The sequence below is a fragment of the Bradyrhizobium sp. CCBAU 53340 genome, assembly GCF_015291645.1.
Lineage (GTDB): Bacteria > Pseudomonadota > Alphaproteobacteria > Rhizobiales > Xanthobacteraceae > Bradyrhizobium.
Genome location: NZ_CP030055.1, coordinates 6,181,174 through 6,196,470 on the forward strand (window position 1 = coordinate 6,181,174; position 15,297 = coordinate 6,196,470).

Consider the following 15,297-nt stretch of genomic DNA (forward strand, 5'->3'; position numbering starts at 1 on the left):
GATCATGACATTTCAACGACAATCGTCCGCAGCAAGCAGCGATCTCGATCTGCTTGATCGCTACTGGCGTGCAGCCAACTATCTCTCGGTCGGGCAGATCTATCTGCTCGACAATCCATTGCTGCGCGAACCCCTGCGGCCCGAGCACATCAAGCCGCGCCTGCTCGGCCATTGGGGTACGACGCCGGGGCTGAACTTCATCTACGCGCACTTCAACCGCGTCATCCGCGCGCTGGACCTGAACGTGCTCTATATCTGCGGTCCCGGTCATGGCGGTCCGGGCATGGTTGCGAACACTTATCTCGAAGGCAGCTACAGCGAGATCTATCCCAACATTCCGCGCGATGCGGACGGATTACGCAAGCTGTTCAGGCAGTTCTCTTTCCCCGGCGGCATTCCGAGCCACGCCGCGCCGGAAACGCCGGGCTCGATCCATGAAGGCGGCGAGCTCGGCTATGCGCTGGTGCACGCCTATGGCGCGGCGTTCGACAACCCCGATTTGATCGTCGCCTGCGTCGTCGGCGACGGCGAGGCCGAGACCGGCCCGCTCGCGGCCTCCTGGCATTCCAACAAGTTCCTCAATCCCGCGCATGACGGCGCGGTGCTGCCGATCCTGCATCTCAACGGCTACAAGATAGCCAATCCGACCGTACTCGGGCGGATGCCCGACAACGAAATCCGCGATCTGTTCCGTGGGCTCGGCCATGAGCCGCTGTTCGTCGAAGGCGACGATCCCAAGGCGATGCATCAGGCCATGGCTGATGCGCTCGACGTCGCGATCGCCAGCATCCGCTCGATCCAGCAGAACGCCCGCGACGGACGCAAGATCGAGCGACCGCGCTGGCCGATGATCGTGTTGCGCAGCCCGAAGGGCTGGACCGGCCCGAAGGAGGTCGACGGTAAGAAGGTCGAAGGTTTTTGGCGCGCGCATCAGGTGCCCGTCGCGAACTGCCGCGAGAACCCCGCGCACCTAGAGATCCTTGAAGACTGGATGCGCAGCTACGAGCCGGACAGACTGTTCGACGCGAGCGGTGCGCTCATTCCCGAGCTTCAGGCCCTTGCGCCGCAAGGCGATCGCCGCATGGGCGCCAACCCGCACGCCAATGGCGGACTGCTCAAGAAGGAGCTGAAGCTGCCCGACTTCCGCAGTTTTGCCGTTGACGTGCCGCAGCCCGGCGGCGTGACCGGAGAAGCCACGCGCGAGCTCGGCAAATTCCTGCGCGACGTCATCCGCCTCAACGCCGGGGAGCGCAACTTCCGCATCATGGGTCCCGACGAGACCGCATCAAACCGGCTCGATGCCGTGTTCGACGCGACCGAACGCGTCTGGATGGAGCCGATCGAATCTTACGATGTGCATCTCGCACAGGACGGCCGCGTGATGGAGGTGTTGAGCGAGCATCTCTGCCAGGGCTGGCTCGAGGGCTACCTGCTAACCGGGCGGCACGGCTTCTTCTCCTGCTATGAGGCCTTCATCCACATTGTGGATTCCATGTTCAACCAGCACGCCAAATGGCTGAAGGTCACGCGGCACCTGCCGTGGCGGCGCCCGATTGCCTCACTGAACTATCTCCTGACCTCCCATGTCTGGCGCCAGGACCATAACGGCTTCAGCCACCAGGACCCGGGCTTCGTCGATCTCGTCGCCAACAAGAAGGCCGACATCGTCCGCATCTATTTCCCGCCTGACGCCAACACGCTGCTGTGGATCGCCGATCATGCCTTACGCACCTACAACCGCATCAACGTCATCGTCGCCGGCAAGCAGCCGGCGCCGCAATGGCTGTCGATGCAGGAGGCAGCGACGCATTGCGATGCCGGCATCGGCATCTGGACCTGGGCCGGCAACGAGGACGCAGGCAGCGAACCCGACGTGGTGATGGCCTGCGCGGGCGACGTGCCGACGCTGGAGACGCTCGCGGCCGTCGATCTCCTGCGCAAGGCGCTCCCGGATCTGAAAATCCGCGTCGTCAACGTCGTCGACCTCATGACGCTGCAACCGCAGGAGCAGCATCCGCACGGCCTTTCCGATCGCGACTTCGATAGCCTGTTCACGAAGGACAAGCCGGTGATCTTCGCCTATCACGGCTATCCCTATCTGATCCATCGGCTGACCTACAACCGCACCAACCATGCCGGCCTGCATGTGCGTGGCTTTGCCGAGGAAGGCACCACGACGACGCCATTCGACATGGTCGTGCTCAACGGCCTCGACCGCTATCACCTCGCGATCGAGGCGATCGAGCGCGTGCCCGGTCTCGCGACCAAGGCCGCGCCGGTGAAACAGCAACTCCGCGACAAGCTGATCGAGCATTCGGCTTACGTCCGCGAGCACGGCGAGGACATGCCTGAGATCCGCGACTGGGTCTGGCCGGGCAAGACGGGTTGATCCGATGCCGGCGCCAGAAGTGGTCCTCGTCCTGAACTCGGGTTCATCGAGCATCAAGTTCGGCCTGTTCGATATCTCTGCAGCCGAGCCCGCCCTGCTCTGCAAGGGCCAGTTCGACGAGCACGAGGACAAGCCTCGCCTCGTCGTGACAGACCCTACGGGCGAAAAGCTGTTCGAAAAGCGAAAGGACGAGGCCGATGCCGAAGGCGGCCATCTGTTCGCCGATGTGCTCGCCTTTGTCGACGGCCGGTTCGGGCAAGGCAGGCTGCGCGCGGTCGGCCACCGCGTCGTCCATGGCGGGCCGGATTATTCAGGCCCGGTCGAGCTGACGGACGGCGTCATGACAAGGCTTGCGGCGCTGACGCCGCTGGCGCCGCTGCACCAGCCGCGTTGCCTGGAGCCTGTCCGCGCCATTTCGGCAATCCGACCCGCTCTGACGCAGATCGCCTGCTTCGACACGGCCTTTCATCACGGCCTCGCGCCGCCGGCGAGCCGCTTCGCCATTCCCAGGCGCTATGAAGAGCGCGGCATCCGGCGCTATGGTTTTCACGGGCTCTCGTTCGAATATGTTGCAGGCCGTCTCGCCGCGATCGCGCCGCAGCTGACGAGCCGGCGCATCGTCATCGCGCATCTCGGCAACGGCGCGAGTCTCTGCGCGTTGCGCGACGGACGCAGCATCGACACCACGATGGGCCTGACGCCGCTCGATGGCCTTGTGATGGGCACGCGTTGCGGCACCATCGACCCCGGCGTCCTGCTCTACCTGCAACAACACGAGAGAATGTCGGTCGACGCCGTGCAGCACCTGCTCTACCACGAGTCCGGCCTGCTCGGCGTCTCCGGCATCTCTGCGGACATGCGCGCGCTGCTCGCAAGCCGCGAGCCCGCCGCGAGGGAAGCGATCGATCTCTTCACCTTCCGCGTCGCGCAAGAGGTCGCGGTCATGGCCACCACGCTCGGCGGATTGGATGTCCTGGTGTTCACCGGCGGCATCGGCGAGCACGCGCCGGACATCCGCAGCGAGATCGGCGATCGTCTGGCCTGGCTCGGCGTGCGGATCGACGCTGCGGCCAATGACGCGGCGCATGAGCGCATCAATGCCAATGACAGCGCTGTGGATGTCCTCGTGATCTCGACCAATGAGGAGTTGACGATAGCACGGCACTGCGTCGCGGTATTATCGCGTTGAGCATCGGTTGTTTTGCCATCTCTTGCGCGAAGGTGGGAGCGATCGAGGGCGATGCGGGACAACTCTATCTCGGACGCAGCCAGACGGTGGAAACCCGGCCCGAGGCCGAGCTCGCCGAGATCGCGACCTGGCAATCGCGAACCGGCGACCATGTCCCGCCATCGCCCACCGCTGCAATTCAGTGAATGCCGGCAAAGATCTGGAAACAGCCGATCGCGACCTCGATCACGATCAGCACGACCACCGCGATTTCGAGCCTTAGCGAGCGCTGGGTGTCGATGATGTCGGTGAGCGCATCGGCCGTCTCCGCGACGACCGTGAGCTTGCGCTCGAGCGTGTCGAGACGTTCCTTCAGCTCGTACTCGTCTTCGAGGCGCGCATAGAGGCGGTCGAGCTGCGGCTTCTCCCAGAGCGCATCGGGTTTTTCGGCGACCGCGACGCGGCCGGCGACACGCTGCTGGACCAGCAGCGCATTGCCGATCAGTTGCAGAATGCCCTTGCGCCGCCGCGACGTACGGCCCTGCTCGGCGAGCTCTCGCGCAAAGGGCTCGATGACATCGAAGACCGCAGCCACACGCCGCTCGTCGCGCGCCAGCGATGTGCTCTTGGCAAGAGCGTCCGCGATCAACAGCAGCCGCTCGTCGGAAAATTTCGAGAGGTTGATCGGCCCGCCGGGCTGGATCGCTTCGGCGCTTTCGTCATGGCAAAGCTGGGCCTGCGCGGTCTCCTCCTCATAGGGACTGAGCTCGCCGGTCACGCGCGACTTGAGACTGTCGATGACGATCTTCTCCTCCGAAGGAAGGAGGCCGATCAGCACCACGACGCCATAGCGGAAGATCACGGCAAGCCCGCCGTGGACGCGGAAGGCGGCCGGCGTCGAGGACACCAGTGTGCCGATCTCGAGTCCCGACGGGTTGATACGTTCGCCGAGCATCACGGCACGGATCCGCAAGGTCGGTGCGGCGTCCGGTTTCGGCGATGTTGGCGTCGCGCCAACGGGAAGTTGATCGGCGTTCATTGCATATGTCTCGCTTGGCGCCTCGGCCGGTTGCGCGTTCTTCCTTGCGCAAGAGCCATGCCGGAGCGCCAATGTAGCCCTGCCGAAAGCGCGGCCCCACCCCGGTGATATCGGCGGAGGAAGGCACTGTTTGAAGCTCGCCAAGCCGAGATTTCGCCGAAACATTCGGCAACATTGCCACCCCGCGCGCGACATATTCGGCTGCGATGGACGGGCAGCGATTTACCATCGCACGCCGGAGCGCCGCCGAAAAGTTGCACTCGGCAGCTCCCCATGTGTATGACAATATCATTACGAGCTCCGCTTCTCCCGAATTGCAGACACCGAAGCCTCGATCATGCTGAGCGTTATTATTCCGACCGAAGGCGTCGAGCAGACGGCGGTCGCAACCCTGGCCGCGCTGGTACCCGGTGCCGCCACGGGGATCATCAAGGAAGTCCTGCTGGTCGACGCCACCCGCAATGGCGTCATCGAGCGCGTTGCCGACGTCGCAGGCTGCCGTTTCATCGGCTATGAGGGATCCTCACAAGGCGCGGCCCTCGCCGCCGGCGCGCTTCAGGCCCGTTCCCCCTGGCTGATGTTCCTTCCCGCCGGCGCAGTGCTGGAAACCGGCTGGATCGAGGAGACCACCCAGTTCATCCAGGCCGTCGCAACCAGCGGCCGGGATCGCGCGGCCGTATTTCGTTACAGCCGTTCGCCTTATGCCGATACCGGCTACCGCGATGTGCTGCGGTCCGTGGTGCGCAAGCTGGTCGGCCCCTTCGGCGATCAGGGGCTTTTGATCTCACGCGATCATTACGACCGGGTCGGAGGCTATCCGCCCCAGGCTCGCCGTTCCGAGGCGCGGCTGCTCAGGCGGCTTGGCCGGTCCTCCCGGACAATGCTGCGCAGCCGGATCGTCATGGTGGGTTGAAGCGCATCTAATACTTGCCAAAGTCAAATAACTATTTGACAATGGCAAGTATCGAGGTGTCCCCATGCCTGACAACGATACCGACGACCAGATCGCCGCGGTCCGCGCCTTCAACCGGTTCTATACGCGCAAGCTCGGTGTGCTCGACCAGCACCTTGGCAACAGCCCGTTTTCGCTCAGCGAGGCGCGTGTGCTCTATGAGCTCGCGCATCGCGAGGACGTTTCGGCCAAGGAGATCGGAAACGAGCTTGGCCTTGACGCCGGCTATCTCAGCCGCATCGTCCAGAACTTCGACGAAACGGGGCTGATCACGCGCAAGCCCCTGCCCGCGGATCGCAGGCAATACCAGCTCAGCCTCACCGCCAAGGGCCGCCAGGCCTTCGCCAAGCTGAACCTCGGCTCGCAAAACGAGGTCGCCGCGATGCTGGCGCAGCTTCCAGCCGGCGAAGCAGCGCGGCTTACGCAGGCGATGGCAACCATCGAGGCCGTGCTCGAGCAGCGACGAAGCCAGCCCGCTTCCGTCGTGCTGCGCAGCCATCGTGTTGGCGACATGGGCTGGGTCATCTCACGGCAAGGCGCCGCCTATGCCGCGGACTACGGCTGGGACATCAGCTACGAGGCGCTGGTCGCCGAAATCTGCGCACAGTTCATCAGGAGCTACGATTCCGCGCGCGAGCATTGCTGGATCGCGGAATTAGGTGGCGAGCCGGTCGGCTCGATCTTCCTGGTCAAGGCCAACGACGAGGTCGCCAAGCTCCGCCTGTTGCAGGTGGAGCAGAAAGCACGCGGGCTCGGTGTCGGCCGCGCCCTCGTCGAGCAATGCATCCAGGGCGCCCGCGAGCGGGGCTACAAAAGGATGACGCTATGGACGCAGAGCATCCTGGTCGCGGCACGCGGCATCTACAAGAGCGCCGGCTTCGAGCTGGTCGCGACCAAGCCGCATCACAGCTTTGGGCACGATCTGATGGGCGAGACCTGGGAGATGGATCTCTGATCATTTCGCAACGAGCGAGATCCGGCGCTTAGCGCCACCTTCCCCCACAAGGGGGAAAGGAAGAAAGAGATCACACCGTCGCGCCCTGGGCCTTCGGCCGGCGCAGGTGTTCGTCCAGCCGCGGCATGATCTCGACGAAATTGCAGGGGCGCGTGCGATAGTCGAGCTGTGCGGCGAGGATGCCGTCCCAGCCGTCGCGGCAGGCGCCGGGCGAGCCGGGCAGGCAGAAGATGTAGGTCGCACCGGCAACGCCCGCGGTCGCGCGGCTCTGGATCGTCGACGTGCCGATCTTGGCATGGCTCAGCATGTGGAAGGCGATGGAGAAGCCGTCCATGCGCTTTTCGAACAGCGGCTCGATCGCCTCGGGCGTGACGTCGCGGCCGGTGAAGCCGGTGCCGCCCGTGGTGATGACGACGTCGACGCCGCTATCTGCAATCCAGCGGCGGACGACGGCGCGGATCGCCTCGACATCGTCGCTGACGATCTCGCGCGCGGCCAGATGATGGCCCGCCGCCGTGAGGCGGTCGACGAGGGTCTGGCCGGATTTGTCATCGGCGAGCGTACGCGTGTCGGACACGGTGAGCACCGCGATGTTGAGCGGAATGAATTGTTTGGATTCGTCGATGGAGGCCATTGGTGCTTCCTCTTGTGTCCCGGACGCGATGCAGCGCGTCAGCGGTGCATCGCAGAGCCGGGACCCATTCTAAAACGCCCGGCGCGGCAAACGTTGTAGGCCCCGGCTCTGCAGCGCACGCGTCAGTGCGCGCTGCGCTGCGTCCGGGGCACGTGACCTGCAACTACGGCCCGCCGCCGCCGAACGTATTGCAGGCTTGCAGCGACCCCTGCTGATAGCCGGTCATGAACCACTGCTTGCGCTGCGCGGCCGAGCCGTGAGTGAAGGAATCGGGCACGACGCGCCCCGTGGCCTGACGCTGCAAGGTATCGTCGCCGATCGCGCTCGCCGTGGTCAGAGCCGCGTCGATGTCGCCAGCTTCGAGGAAGTTCGGACGCTTCTTCGACTCGCGGTTGACCCAGATGCCGGAGAGACAGTCGGCCTGCAGTTCGATCTTCACCTGGAGCGCATTCGATTCGGCCTTGCTTTGCGCCGCCTGCTGCAATCGCGTCACCTTCGGGATGATGCCGAGCAGGTTCTGGATGTGATGGCCGGCCTCATGCGCGATGATGTAGGCGGTGGTGAAATTGCACGCCGACTTGCCGGAGCAGCCGCGGAAGCGCGTCTCGACCTCGCGGAAGAACGCGGTATCGAGGAAGATGGTGCGATCCGGCGGGCAGTAGAACGGCCCCATCGCCGACTCGGCCCGGCCGCAACGGCCGCCATTGGTGACATTGCGGAACAGCACGACCTTCGGGCCGGTGTAGGACTGGCCAGAGGCCTGGAAGATCTCGCTCCAGCGATCGTCGATTTCGCCGAGGATGCCCGAGATCATGCTGCCCACCTCGTCGGTCGGCGCGCCGCGCCTGGCCTGGGACGACGGACGGTCGGTCTGATAGCTCGGCGCCTGGCCGCCGCCGCCGAGGATCTCGGCACCGCCGATCAGGATGCGCGGATCGATGCCGAAGGCATAGCCGATCAGGCCGAGCACGATGATGGTGCCGATGCCGAGCCCGCCGCCGCCCATCGGCAGACCGAACCCACCGCCGCCACCGCCGCCAAATCCCCCGCCGCCATCGTCGCGACGATCCTCGATATCGTCGCTGCGGCGGAAATCATCGTAGCGCATGGCGGGCTTCCTTTAAGTCCTGGTGGCGTCAATCGGGCAGCGCAGAAACATTGTGGCTCAACGCGCCACATACGTAAAATTTCCGTTGCCGTTATCAATATCGTGGCCGGCAAAAATTGCCTAGTGCGACAGCGCCGCTGCATCAGCAATTTTTTCCGAGGGTCGTGCATTTTTTTCCGAGAGAGATTTGACCGCCGCAAGGTCTGCGCAGCGCGAGAAAACTCCGAACACACTGCAAAACACGGCAATTGCGTGCAATCACCGGCTCGCACAACGCGATTGACGACCTGCTCACGGAAGCGGCGGGTTAAGTCGATTTTTACTTTGCCGCTCCAATGTAACGGTCAGTCGGTTGTTTGGTCCCGCGTCGCCGACAGCGTCGCCTGAGTCAGAGTTCTTGAGTCATGGTAGTGTCGCGTCGCGGGGCGTCTGCAAAGGCGCCCCGCACAAATTTTGAGTCTGCCTCGCACAGCATCATTCTCGGCGATTGCGTCGCCGAGATGTCGAAGCTTCAGGCGGGTTCGGTCGATCTGGTGTTCGCAGATCCGCCCTACAATCTCCAGCTCAAGGGCGATCTCAAGCGCCCCGACGAATCCCATGTCGATGCCGTCAATGACGACTGGGACAAGTTCGATTCATTCTCCGCCTATGACGATTTCACCCGCGCCTGGCTCTTGGCCGCACGCCGCGCGATGAAGCCGTCGGCGACGATCTGGGTGATCGGCTCCTATCACAACATCTTCCGCGTCGGCGCGATCATGCAGGACCTCGGCTTCTGGCTCCTGAACGACATCGTCTGGCGCAAGACCAACCCGATGCCGAACTTCCGCGGCCGCCGCTTCACCAACGCGCACGAAACCATGATCTGGGCCGCGCGCGACGAAAAGGCCAAGGGCTACACCTTCAACTACGAGGCGCTGAAGGCGGCCAATGAGGACGTGCAGGCGCGCTCCGACTGGCTGATCCCGCTCTGCACCGGCGAGGAGCGCCTCAAGGGCGCCGACGGCAAGAAAGTGCATCCGACGCAGAAGCCGGAAGGCCTGCTCGCGCGCGTGCTGCTGTCCTCGTCCAAGCCCGGCGATCTCGTGATCGATCCGTTCAACGGCACCGGCACCACCGGCGCCGTCGCCAAGCGCCTCGGCCGCTCCTATATCGGCTTCGAGCGCGACAAGACCTACGCCAAGGCCGCCGAAGCGCGCATCGCCGCGGTCGAGCCGCTGCCGGAAGAGAGCCTCGCCCCTTTCATGACCGCGCGCGAAGCACCGCGTGTTGCGTTCTCCGAGCTGATCGAGCGCGGCATGATCATGCCCGGCACGAAGCTGTTCGACGCCAAGAAGAAGCTTGGCGCGCTGGTGCGTGCCGACGGCGCCATCATGCTCGGCGACAAGGTCGGCTCGATCCACCGCATTGGCGCGGTGGCGCAGGGCGCGCAGGCCTGCAACGGCTGGACCTTCTGGCACGTCGAGACCAAGAAGGGCCTCAAGCTGATCGACGAGCTCCGCGCCGAGATCCGCGCCGGCATGGCGGCGGAATAGCCGCAGCTTCCGCTCTAGTAGGGTGGGCAAAGGCGCGAAGCGTCGTGCCCACCGTCTCTCCAAGATTTGATGGAATTCGTGGGCACGCTCCGCTTTGCCCACCCTACGGCACCGCGCCCGTGGCCACGGCCTTGGCCTCTACGGCAACGATCGGGCCTTTGTTACGCCGGCCGCTCTGCGCCGCGCGCAGGTACCGCACGGCAATCTCGCCGGTTGCCCTCCCGGACATGGTTCAGGCAAGAGAAGGCCGTCGCAGCAATGATGCTGCGTCCGCTCTTGACGACAAACCGCGTTCGCTGTCGGCCACCAACATCGGGGAGATGATTGATGCTCAAATTCTATTTCAACGGATCGCCGAATCCGACCAAGGTCGCGCTCTTCCTCGAGGAGGCCGGCCTGGCTTACGAGCCGGTGAAGATCGACACGCGCAAGGGCGAGCAGTTCACGCCGGACTATCTGAAGATCAATCCGAACGCCAAGGTGCCGGCGATCGACGATGGCGGCACCATCGTTTTCGATTCCAACGCCATCCTGCTCTATCTCGCCGAGAAGACCGGCAAGTTCCTTCCCCAAAACCGCGCCGAGCTGCTGTCCTGGCTGATGTTCGTGGCGACGGGGGTCGGCCCGTATTCGGGCCAGGCCGTGCACTTCAAGCATTTCGCGCCAAAGGACCAGAACCACGACTACGCCCATAACCGCTACCAGTACGAGACCGATCGCCACTACAAGATTCTCGACGCGCATCTCGAAGGCCGCCGCTACATGGTCGGCGACGCCTATTCGATCGTCGACATGGCGCTGTGGGGCTGGGCGCGGATGGTGCCGTTCAAGCTGGGCGACGACGCCTTTGCGCACTACCCGAACGTGAAACGGCTGGTCGACGAGATCTCGGCGCGGCCGGCGGCAGCGCGCGCGATCGCGCTGAAGGACAAGTTCACCTTCAAGGCCGAGATGGACGACGAGGCGCGCGCCAACATGTTCAAGCACATGACGACGAAAATGGCCTGATCACACCGCTTCGCGATGAAAGGCCACGCGCACGCGCGTGGCCTTTTGTTTTAGCTCTTTGTTTGCGCATGATCTTCCGGAAAGCCGTTTCGCACCATGTCGGATCATGCTCAGGCGGCACGTCCTGCCCTTCAGCTCGCGGCCTCCTTAGCCACTTGCGGAAACGGGCCGAGCGCCTTCTCGGTCAGCACCGAGTCGCAATACTCGCGGATCTCCTTGATCTTGCCGTTCTCTAACCGGAACACGAGACAATAGTCATTGTCGTAACGCACGCCTTCGGGCGTGACGTTGTCGCCCTTGGCTTCCACCACGACGATGTCGCCGTCGGCGACGAAGCGCTCGGCAACCGTTCGCGTCCGGTCGCGCAGGCGGGTGCGCACATAGCCGTGCAAGTCATTCATGATCGCCTCCTTCCCCATGAAGGTGCGCGACCACGAATACTGCCCGGTGACGATCCATCTGGCGTCATCGGCAAGGCTTGCGACGAACAGCGAGCGGTCGCGAACGGCCGGATCGGGGCTGGCGGCAGCGGCGAAAATCTCCTGCATCAGTTTCTTGTTGGCGCTCGCGCTCATGGCGGCATCTCCTTGTTGTGGCAACACGGAGATGATCGCGTCACGAAGAGAATTCTTCAAATCGATAGCAAATATGATATCTATTCACCTGATGAATTTGAATTCGCTCGATCTCAATCTATTGAGCGCGCTCGACGCGCTGCTGCGCGAGGCCAATGTCAGCCGCGCCGCCATGCGCATCGGCCTGTCACAACCCGCCACGAGCCACGCGCTGCAACGGCTACGCGATATCTTTGGCGACCCGCTGCTGGTGCGGACCGGCGCGCGGATGGAGCTGACGCCACGCGCACAGGCGCTGCGTGCCCCGCTGGCGCAGGCGCTCGACCAGGTGCGCGGGCTGTTCGTGCCCGAGGCGTTCGATGCCGCGCGCAGCGAGCGCGCATTTCGCCTGATGATGCCGGATCTGGCGGTCGAACTGCTGATGCCGCCCTTGATGGAGAAGGTGACGCGCCTAGCGCCCAATGTCCGCATCGATGTGGTGCCGTGGCGGGGGCCGGCGATCTTTCACGCCGAGTTCGCCCGCACCATCGACCTCGTGATCTCGATCGGCAACGCCTTCAAGGGCTTTCACCGCCAGCTGCTCTATACCGACAGCGACGCGCTGGCAGTGCGGCGCGGCCACCCCATGGGCGCAAAGCTGAAGCGGCGCGAGGCGTTCCTGGCCGCGCGCCATGTCGGCGTGATCATTCGCGGCAATGCTGAGGATCTGATCGACACCTGGCTGCGAACAAAGGGCATCGAGCGGCACATTGCGCTGGTGGTGTCGGGCTATCTCGAAGCCCTGCACGTCGCCGCCCGCACCGACCTCGTCGCCTTCGTGCCGCGGCGGCTGATCGCGGCGCTGTCGAAACAGCTCGGCCTCGTCGCGGTCGCGCCGCCGCTCGATCCCGGGATCGACGAGCAGTTCCTGTTCTATCCGACGCGGGCGCAGATGGACCCGGGCTCGATCTGGCTGCGGCGGCTGATGCTGGAGACGGGACGGGAGCTGGAGCAAGCCAGGCGCAAGCTTTGGTAGGGTGGGCAAAGCGAAGCGTGCCCACCATCTGTCGCCGCCATGAAGAGATGGTGGGCACGGCGCTTTGCGCCTTTGCCCACCCTACAAGACCTCGCGTTAGGTGAGATGCCCTCTCACCATAGTCGGTGTCGTCCCAGCGAACGCCGGGACCCATAGCCACAGGGAAATGTTTGGCGAAGACCCGAGGTTCGGTACTCCTACCGAACACCACCGATAGATTCCGCGGTATGGGTCCCGGCCTTCGCCGGGACGACGCCGGAATTTGTATCGCCCCTACGCCTTCTGCGCGTCCATCACCTTGCGGATCGCCGGACGATCCATCATCCGTTTGAAATGGTCTGCGATCTTCGGCGTCGCGTTGATGTCGACGCTGTCGCCTTCGAGCCAGTGCGAGAGCGTGTGGAGATAGGGATCGCAGATCGTGAACTGGTCACCCATCACCCAGGGTCCCTTGAACATCGTCTGCTCGATCAGCTTGAAGCAGGCGCCCATGGTCTGCGGCACCATCGCCTTCATGTCGGCAAACGAACTCTCCTGCGTCGCCCAGCGCGCGCCGCGCATCTTGTGGGCGTGGTTGATGTGCACGGTCGAGCAGAGGTAGGAGTTGAACGACTGCACTTGCGCGAAGTCGAAGGGATCGTCGAGCGGCGCGAGTTTCGCCTTCGGGAAGGTCTGCGCGATATAGGCCAGCATCGCCGGCGTCTCGGTCAGGACGCCGCGGTCGGTCACCAGGGCCGGGACGCGCCCCTTCGGGTTGATGGCGAGATAGGCCGGGCTGTTCTGCTGATTGTCCTTGAAGCTCAGCCGTTCGGCCGTGTAGTCGGCGCCGGCCTCCTCCAGGGTCATGTAAGTGGCGAGCGCGCAGGTGCCGGTGGCGTAGTAGAGCTTGAGCATGTCGGACCTCATGGGAAAGCTGGAAACTAACGGCTGTCGCCCCCGAGGTCTATAGCACGACATCTTCTTCGCAGTTGCCCACATCCGCCCGCCTGTGCCAAGACGCCCACAATCGGAGGGGGTTTTGTCATGACGGTCCTTATCGCCGGCGGCGGCATCGGCGGACTGACGCTTGCGCTCAGCCTGCATCAAATCGGCGTTCCCGTAAAAGTGTTCGAGAGCGTCGCAGAATTGAAGCCGCTCGGCGTCGGCATCAACGTGCTGCCGCATGCGGTGCGCGAGCTGATCGAGCTCGGGCTATTGGACAGGCTGGATGCCAGCGGCGTCCGGACCCGCGAGCTCGCTTATTTCTCCAAGCACGGCAAACCGATCTGGAGCGAGCCGCGCGGGCTGGAAGCGGGCTACAAATGGCCGCAATTCTCGATCCATCGCGGCACGCTGCAGCAGCTCCTGCTCGACACCGCGATCGAGCGGCTCGGCCGCGAGAACATTTTGACCAGCCATCATCTGACCGGCTGGACCGAAACGGCGAGCGGCGTGCGAGCCGACTTCATCGACAAGGCGACCGGCAAGGCCGCCGGCACCTACGAAGGTGCGATCCTGATCGCCGCCGACGGCATCCATTCCGCCGTGCGAGAAAAGCTCTATCCCAACGAGGGACCGCCGATCTGGAACGGCCGCATTCTCTGGCGCGGCGTGACCCCGGCAAAGGCTTTCCTCACCGGCCGCACCATGATCATGGCCGGCCACGAGATCCTGAAATTCGTCTGCTATCCGATCTCGAAGGAGCCGGACGCTGCAGGCAACCATTTGATCAACTGGGTCGCCGAGCGGCACATGCCGCCGACCTATCAGTGGCGGCGCGAGGACTATAACCGCACCGCGCGGCTGGATGAGTTCCTGCCCTGGTTCGAGAGCTGGACATTCGACTGGCTCGACGTGCCCGGCCTGATCAGGAGCTGCCCGCACGCCTATGAATATCCGTTGGTCGACCGTGATCCGGTCTTGCAATGGACCTTCGGCAAGGTGACGCTGATGGGCGACGCCGCGCATCCGATGTACCCGATCGGCTCGAACGGCGCCTCGCAGGCGATCCTCGATGCCCGCACCATCACGCGCGAGATCCTGGCACACGGCCCGACGACCGCAGCGCTGCTCGCTTATGAAGCCGAGCGGCGGCCCGCGACCACCAACCTCGTCCTGCTCAACCGCAAGAACGGCCCCGAACAGGTGATGCAGTTGGTCGAAGAGCGTGCGCCTGATGGCTACAAGGTCGTCACCGACGTGCTGTCGCAGCAGGAGCTGGAGGACATCGCCGCAAACTACAAGCGCGTCGCGGGCTTCCAGGTCGAGGCACTGAATGCGAAGCCGCCGATCGTGAGCAAGGACGCGCGGGCTAGCCAATAAGCCAGCCGCGGGCTCCCTCTTCACCTCGCCCCGCTTGCGGGGAGAGGTCGGATTGCATCGGAGATGCAATCCGGGTGAGGGGGTACAGGTCTCACGGCAATCTCACTTGCGGAGAGAAGCCCCTCACCCCACCCTCTCCCCGTAAGAACGGGGCGAGGGAGAGAGAGTGTGTTGCTCGCCTTACTTCACCACCCTCGCCGCCTCCAGCAGCCGCTCGCTGGCGCTTGCCGTCGCCAGCACCGTGCCGTCCTCCGTCGTCAGCTTCGCCTCGACGAACGCGATGGTCTCGCCGAGCTGCGTGACCTCGGCTTCACCGATGATCGGACCGGGCTTTGCGGGGCTGAGAAAATTCACGGTCATGCTGATCGTGGTGGTGTAGAGCCGGCCCTCGCTCATCACCAGCACAGCGGGTCCCATGGTGTCGTCGAGCATGGCGGAGAGCATGCCGCCCTGGATGAAGCCGGCCGGATTGCAGAACTCGGGCCTGCCTTCGAAGACGAGCTTGATCCAGCCTTCGTCTGGTTTTGCATCGAGCAGGCGCCAGCCGAGCAGCTTCGCGCAGGGCGGCATATTGAAATCGTCGAGCGCGGTCTTGACCATTGGAAGCCTCCGTTCGGC

Annotated in this window: 15 protein-coding genes; 9 read left to right on the forward strand and 6 right to left on the reverse strand. The window is 64.1% G+C overall.

Annotation, left to right across the window (positions count from 1 at the left end; translation table 11 throughout):
• Positions 1-4: 4 nt before the first annotated feature.
• Genes XH89_RS29220 through XH89_RS29230 form a run of 3 tightly spaced genes read left to right on the forward strand, consistent with a single transcriptional unit; the run spans position 5 to position 3,763 of the window.
• Positions 5-2,389: a phosphoketolase gene (locus XH89_RS29220; protein WP_194468669.1), complete on the forward strand. Its 2,385-nt coding sequence runs from the start codon at positions 5-7 to the stop codon at positions 2,387-2,389.
• Between the two features lie 4 nt (positions 2,390-2,393).
• On the forward strand, positions 2,394-3,578 hold the full coding sequence (locus XH89_RS29225; protein ID WP_194463810.1) for an acetate/propionate family kinase: 1,185 nt from the start codon (positions 2,394-2,396) through the stop codon (positions 3,576-3,578).
• Between the two features lie 32 nt (positions 3,579-3,610).
• Positions 3,611-3,763, forward strand: a complete 153-nt coding sequence (locus XH89_RS29230) for a hypothetical protein (protein ID WP_194468743.1) — start codon at positions 3,611-3,613, stop codon at positions 3,761-3,763.
• Here the strand turns inward: XH89_RS29230 and XH89_RS29235 are convergent.
• A complete protein-coding gene (locus tag XH89_RS29235) occupies positions 3,757-4,596 on the reverse strand; it encodes an RMD1 family protein (RefSeq protein WP_194463811.1) in 840 nt (279 codons plus the stop codon). The genes XH89_RS29230 and XH89_RS29235 overlap by 7 nt on opposite strands.
• Positions 4,597-4,933: 337 nt before the next feature.
• Between XH89_RS29235 and XH89_RS29240 the strand changes: the two genes are divergently transcribed.
• Positions 4,934-5,509, forward strand: coding sequence for a glycosyl transferase (locus tag XH89_RS29240; protein WP_194463812.1), 576 nt, complete (start codon positions 4,934-4,936; stop codon positions 5,507-5,509).
• Positions 5,510-5,573: 64 nt separating this feature from the next.
• Positions 5,574-6,503 carry a helix-turn-helix domain-containing GNAT family N-acetyltransferase gene (locus XH89_RS29245; protein WP_194463813.1) on the forward strand — a complete coding sequence of 310 codons (930 nt, stop codon included), beginning with the start codon at positions 5,574-5,576 and terminating at the stop codon, positions 6,501-6,503.
• 70 nt (positions 6,504-6,573) lie between these two features.
• On the opposite strand, the gene moaB is transcribed toward XH89_RS29245, so the two are convergent.
• Positions 6,574-7,137 carry a molybdenum cofactor biosynthesis protein B gene (moaB, locus tag XH89_RS29250; RefSeq protein ID WP_194463814.1) on the reverse strand — a complete coding sequence of 188 codons (564 nt, stop codon included), beginning with the start codon at positions 7,135-7,137 and terminating at the stop codon, positions 6,574-6,576.
• 163 nt (positions 7,138-7,300) lie between these two features.
• Positions 7,301-8,245: a neutral zinc metallopeptidase gene (locus XH89_RS29255; RefSeq protein WP_194463815.1), complete on the reverse strand. Its 945-nt coding sequence runs from the start codon at positions 8,243-8,245 to the stop codon at positions 7,301-7,303.
• Between the two features lie 404 nt (positions 8,246-8,649).
• Here XH89_RS29255 and XH89_RS29260 point away from each other — a divergent pair, with 404 nt between their 5' ends.
• Positions 8,650-9,780: a site-specific DNA-methyltransferase gene (locus XH89_RS29260; protein ID WP_301267671.1), complete on the forward strand. Its 1,131-nt coding sequence runs from the start codon at positions 8,650-8,652 to the stop codon at positions 9,778-9,780.
• 327 nt (positions 9,781-10,107) lie between these two features.
• Complete coding sequence (locus XH89_RS29265) at positions 10,108-10,788, forward strand: glutathione S-transferase family protein (protein WP_194463817.1); 681 nt, start codon at positions 10,108-10,110, stop codon at positions 10,786-10,788.
• 131 nt (positions 10,789-10,919) lie between these two features.
• Here XH89_RS29265 and XH89_RS29270 read toward each other — a convergent pair whose 3' ends face one another.
• Complete coding sequence (locus XH89_RS29270) at positions 10,920-11,363, reverse strand: nuclear transport factor 2 family protein (RefSeq protein WP_194463818.1); 444 nt, start codon at positions 11,361-11,363, stop codon at positions 10,920-10,922.
• 91 nt (positions 11,364-11,454) lie between these two features.
• Here XH89_RS29270 and XH89_RS29275 point away from each other — a divergent pair, with 91 nt between their 5' ends.
• The gene (locus XH89_RS29275; RefSeq protein WP_194463819.1) at positions 11,455-12,378 is read left to right on the forward strand and encodes a LysR family transcriptional regulator; all 924 of its coding nucleotides are present in this window, start codon (positions 11,455-11,457) and stop codon (positions 12,376-12,378) included.
• 273 nt (positions 12,379-12,651) lie between these two features.
• On the opposite strand, the gene XH89_RS29280 is transcribed toward XH89_RS29275, so the two are convergent.
• Entirely contained in the window at positions 12,652-13,272 is a 621-nt protein-coding gene (locus XH89_RS29280) for a glutathione S-transferase family protein (protein ID WP_194463820.1), read from the reverse strand.
• A 129-nt stretch (positions 13,273-13,401) separates the two neighbouring features.
• Here XH89_RS29280 and XH89_RS29285 point away from each other — a divergent pair, with 129 nt between their 5' ends.
• Positions 13,402-14,679, forward strand: a complete 1,278-nt coding sequence (locus XH89_RS29285) for a flavin-dependent oxidoreductase (protein WP_194463821.1) — start codon at positions 13,402-13,404, stop codon at positions 14,677-14,679.
• Between the two features lie 180 nt (positions 14,680-14,859).
• Here the strand turns inward: XH89_RS29285 and XH89_RS29290 are convergent, their stop codons facing one another.
• Positions 14,860-15,279: a PaaI family thioesterase gene (locus XH89_RS29290; protein ID WP_194463822.1), complete on the reverse strand. Its 420-nt coding sequence runs from the start codon at positions 15,277-15,279 to the stop codon at positions 14,860-14,862.
• Between the last annotated feature and the right edge of the window lie 18 nt (positions 15,280-15,297).

Coding starts and splice junctions, on each gene's coding strand:
- XH89_RS29220 (WP_194468669.1), top strand. CDS start 5: ATGACATTTCAACGACAATCGTCCGCAGCAAGCAGCGATCTCGATCTG.
- XH89_RS29225 (WP_194463810.1), top strand. CDS start 2,394: ATGCCGGCGCCAGAAGTGGTCCTCGTCCTGAACTCGGGTTCATCGAGC.
- XH89_RS29235 (WP_194463811.1), bottom strand. CDS start 4,596: ATGAACGCCGATCAACTTCCCGTTGGCGCGACGCCAACATCGCCGAAA.
- XH89_RS29240 (WP_194463812.1), top strand. CDS start 4,934: ATGCTGAGCGTTATTATTCCGACCGAAGGCGTCGAGCAGACGGCGGTC.
- XH89_RS29245 (WP_194463813.1), top strand. CDS start 5,574: ATGCCTGACAACGATACCGACGACCAGATCGCCGCGGTCCGCGCCTTC.
- moaB (WP_194463814.1), bottom strand. CDS start 7,137: ATGGCCTCCATCGACGAATCCAAACAATTCATTCCGCTCAACATCGCG.
- XH89_RS29255 (WP_194463815.1), bottom strand. CDS start 8,245: ATGCGCTACGATGATTTCCGCCGCAGCGACGATATCGAGGATCGTCGC.
- XH89_RS29260 (WP_301267671.1), top strand. CDS start 8,650: ATGGTAGTGTCGCGTCGCGGGGCGTCTGCAAAGGCGCCCCGCACAAAT.
- XH89_RS29265 (WP_194463817.1), top strand. CDS start 10,108: ATGCTCAAATTCTATTTCAACGGATCGCCGAATCCGACCAAGGTCGCG.
- XH89_RS29270 (WP_194463818.1), bottom strand. CDS start 11,363: ATGAGCGCGAGCGCCAACAAGAAACTGATGCAGGAGATTTTCGCCGCT.
- XH89_RS29275 (WP_194463819.1), top strand. CDS start 11,455: ATGAATTTGAATTCGCTCGATCTCAATCTATTGAGCGCGCTCGACGCG.
- XH89_RS29280 (WP_194463820.1), bottom strand. CDS start 13,272: ATGCTCAAGCTCTACTACGCCACCGGCACCTGCGCGCTCGCCACTTAC.
- XH89_RS29285 (WP_194463821.1), top strand. CDS start 13,402: ATGACGGTCCTTATCGCCGGCGGCGGCATCGGCGGACTGACGCTTGCG.
- XH89_RS29290 (WP_194463822.1), bottom strand. CDS start 15,279: ATGGTCAAGACCGCGCTCGACGATTTCAATATGCCGCCCTGCGCGAAG.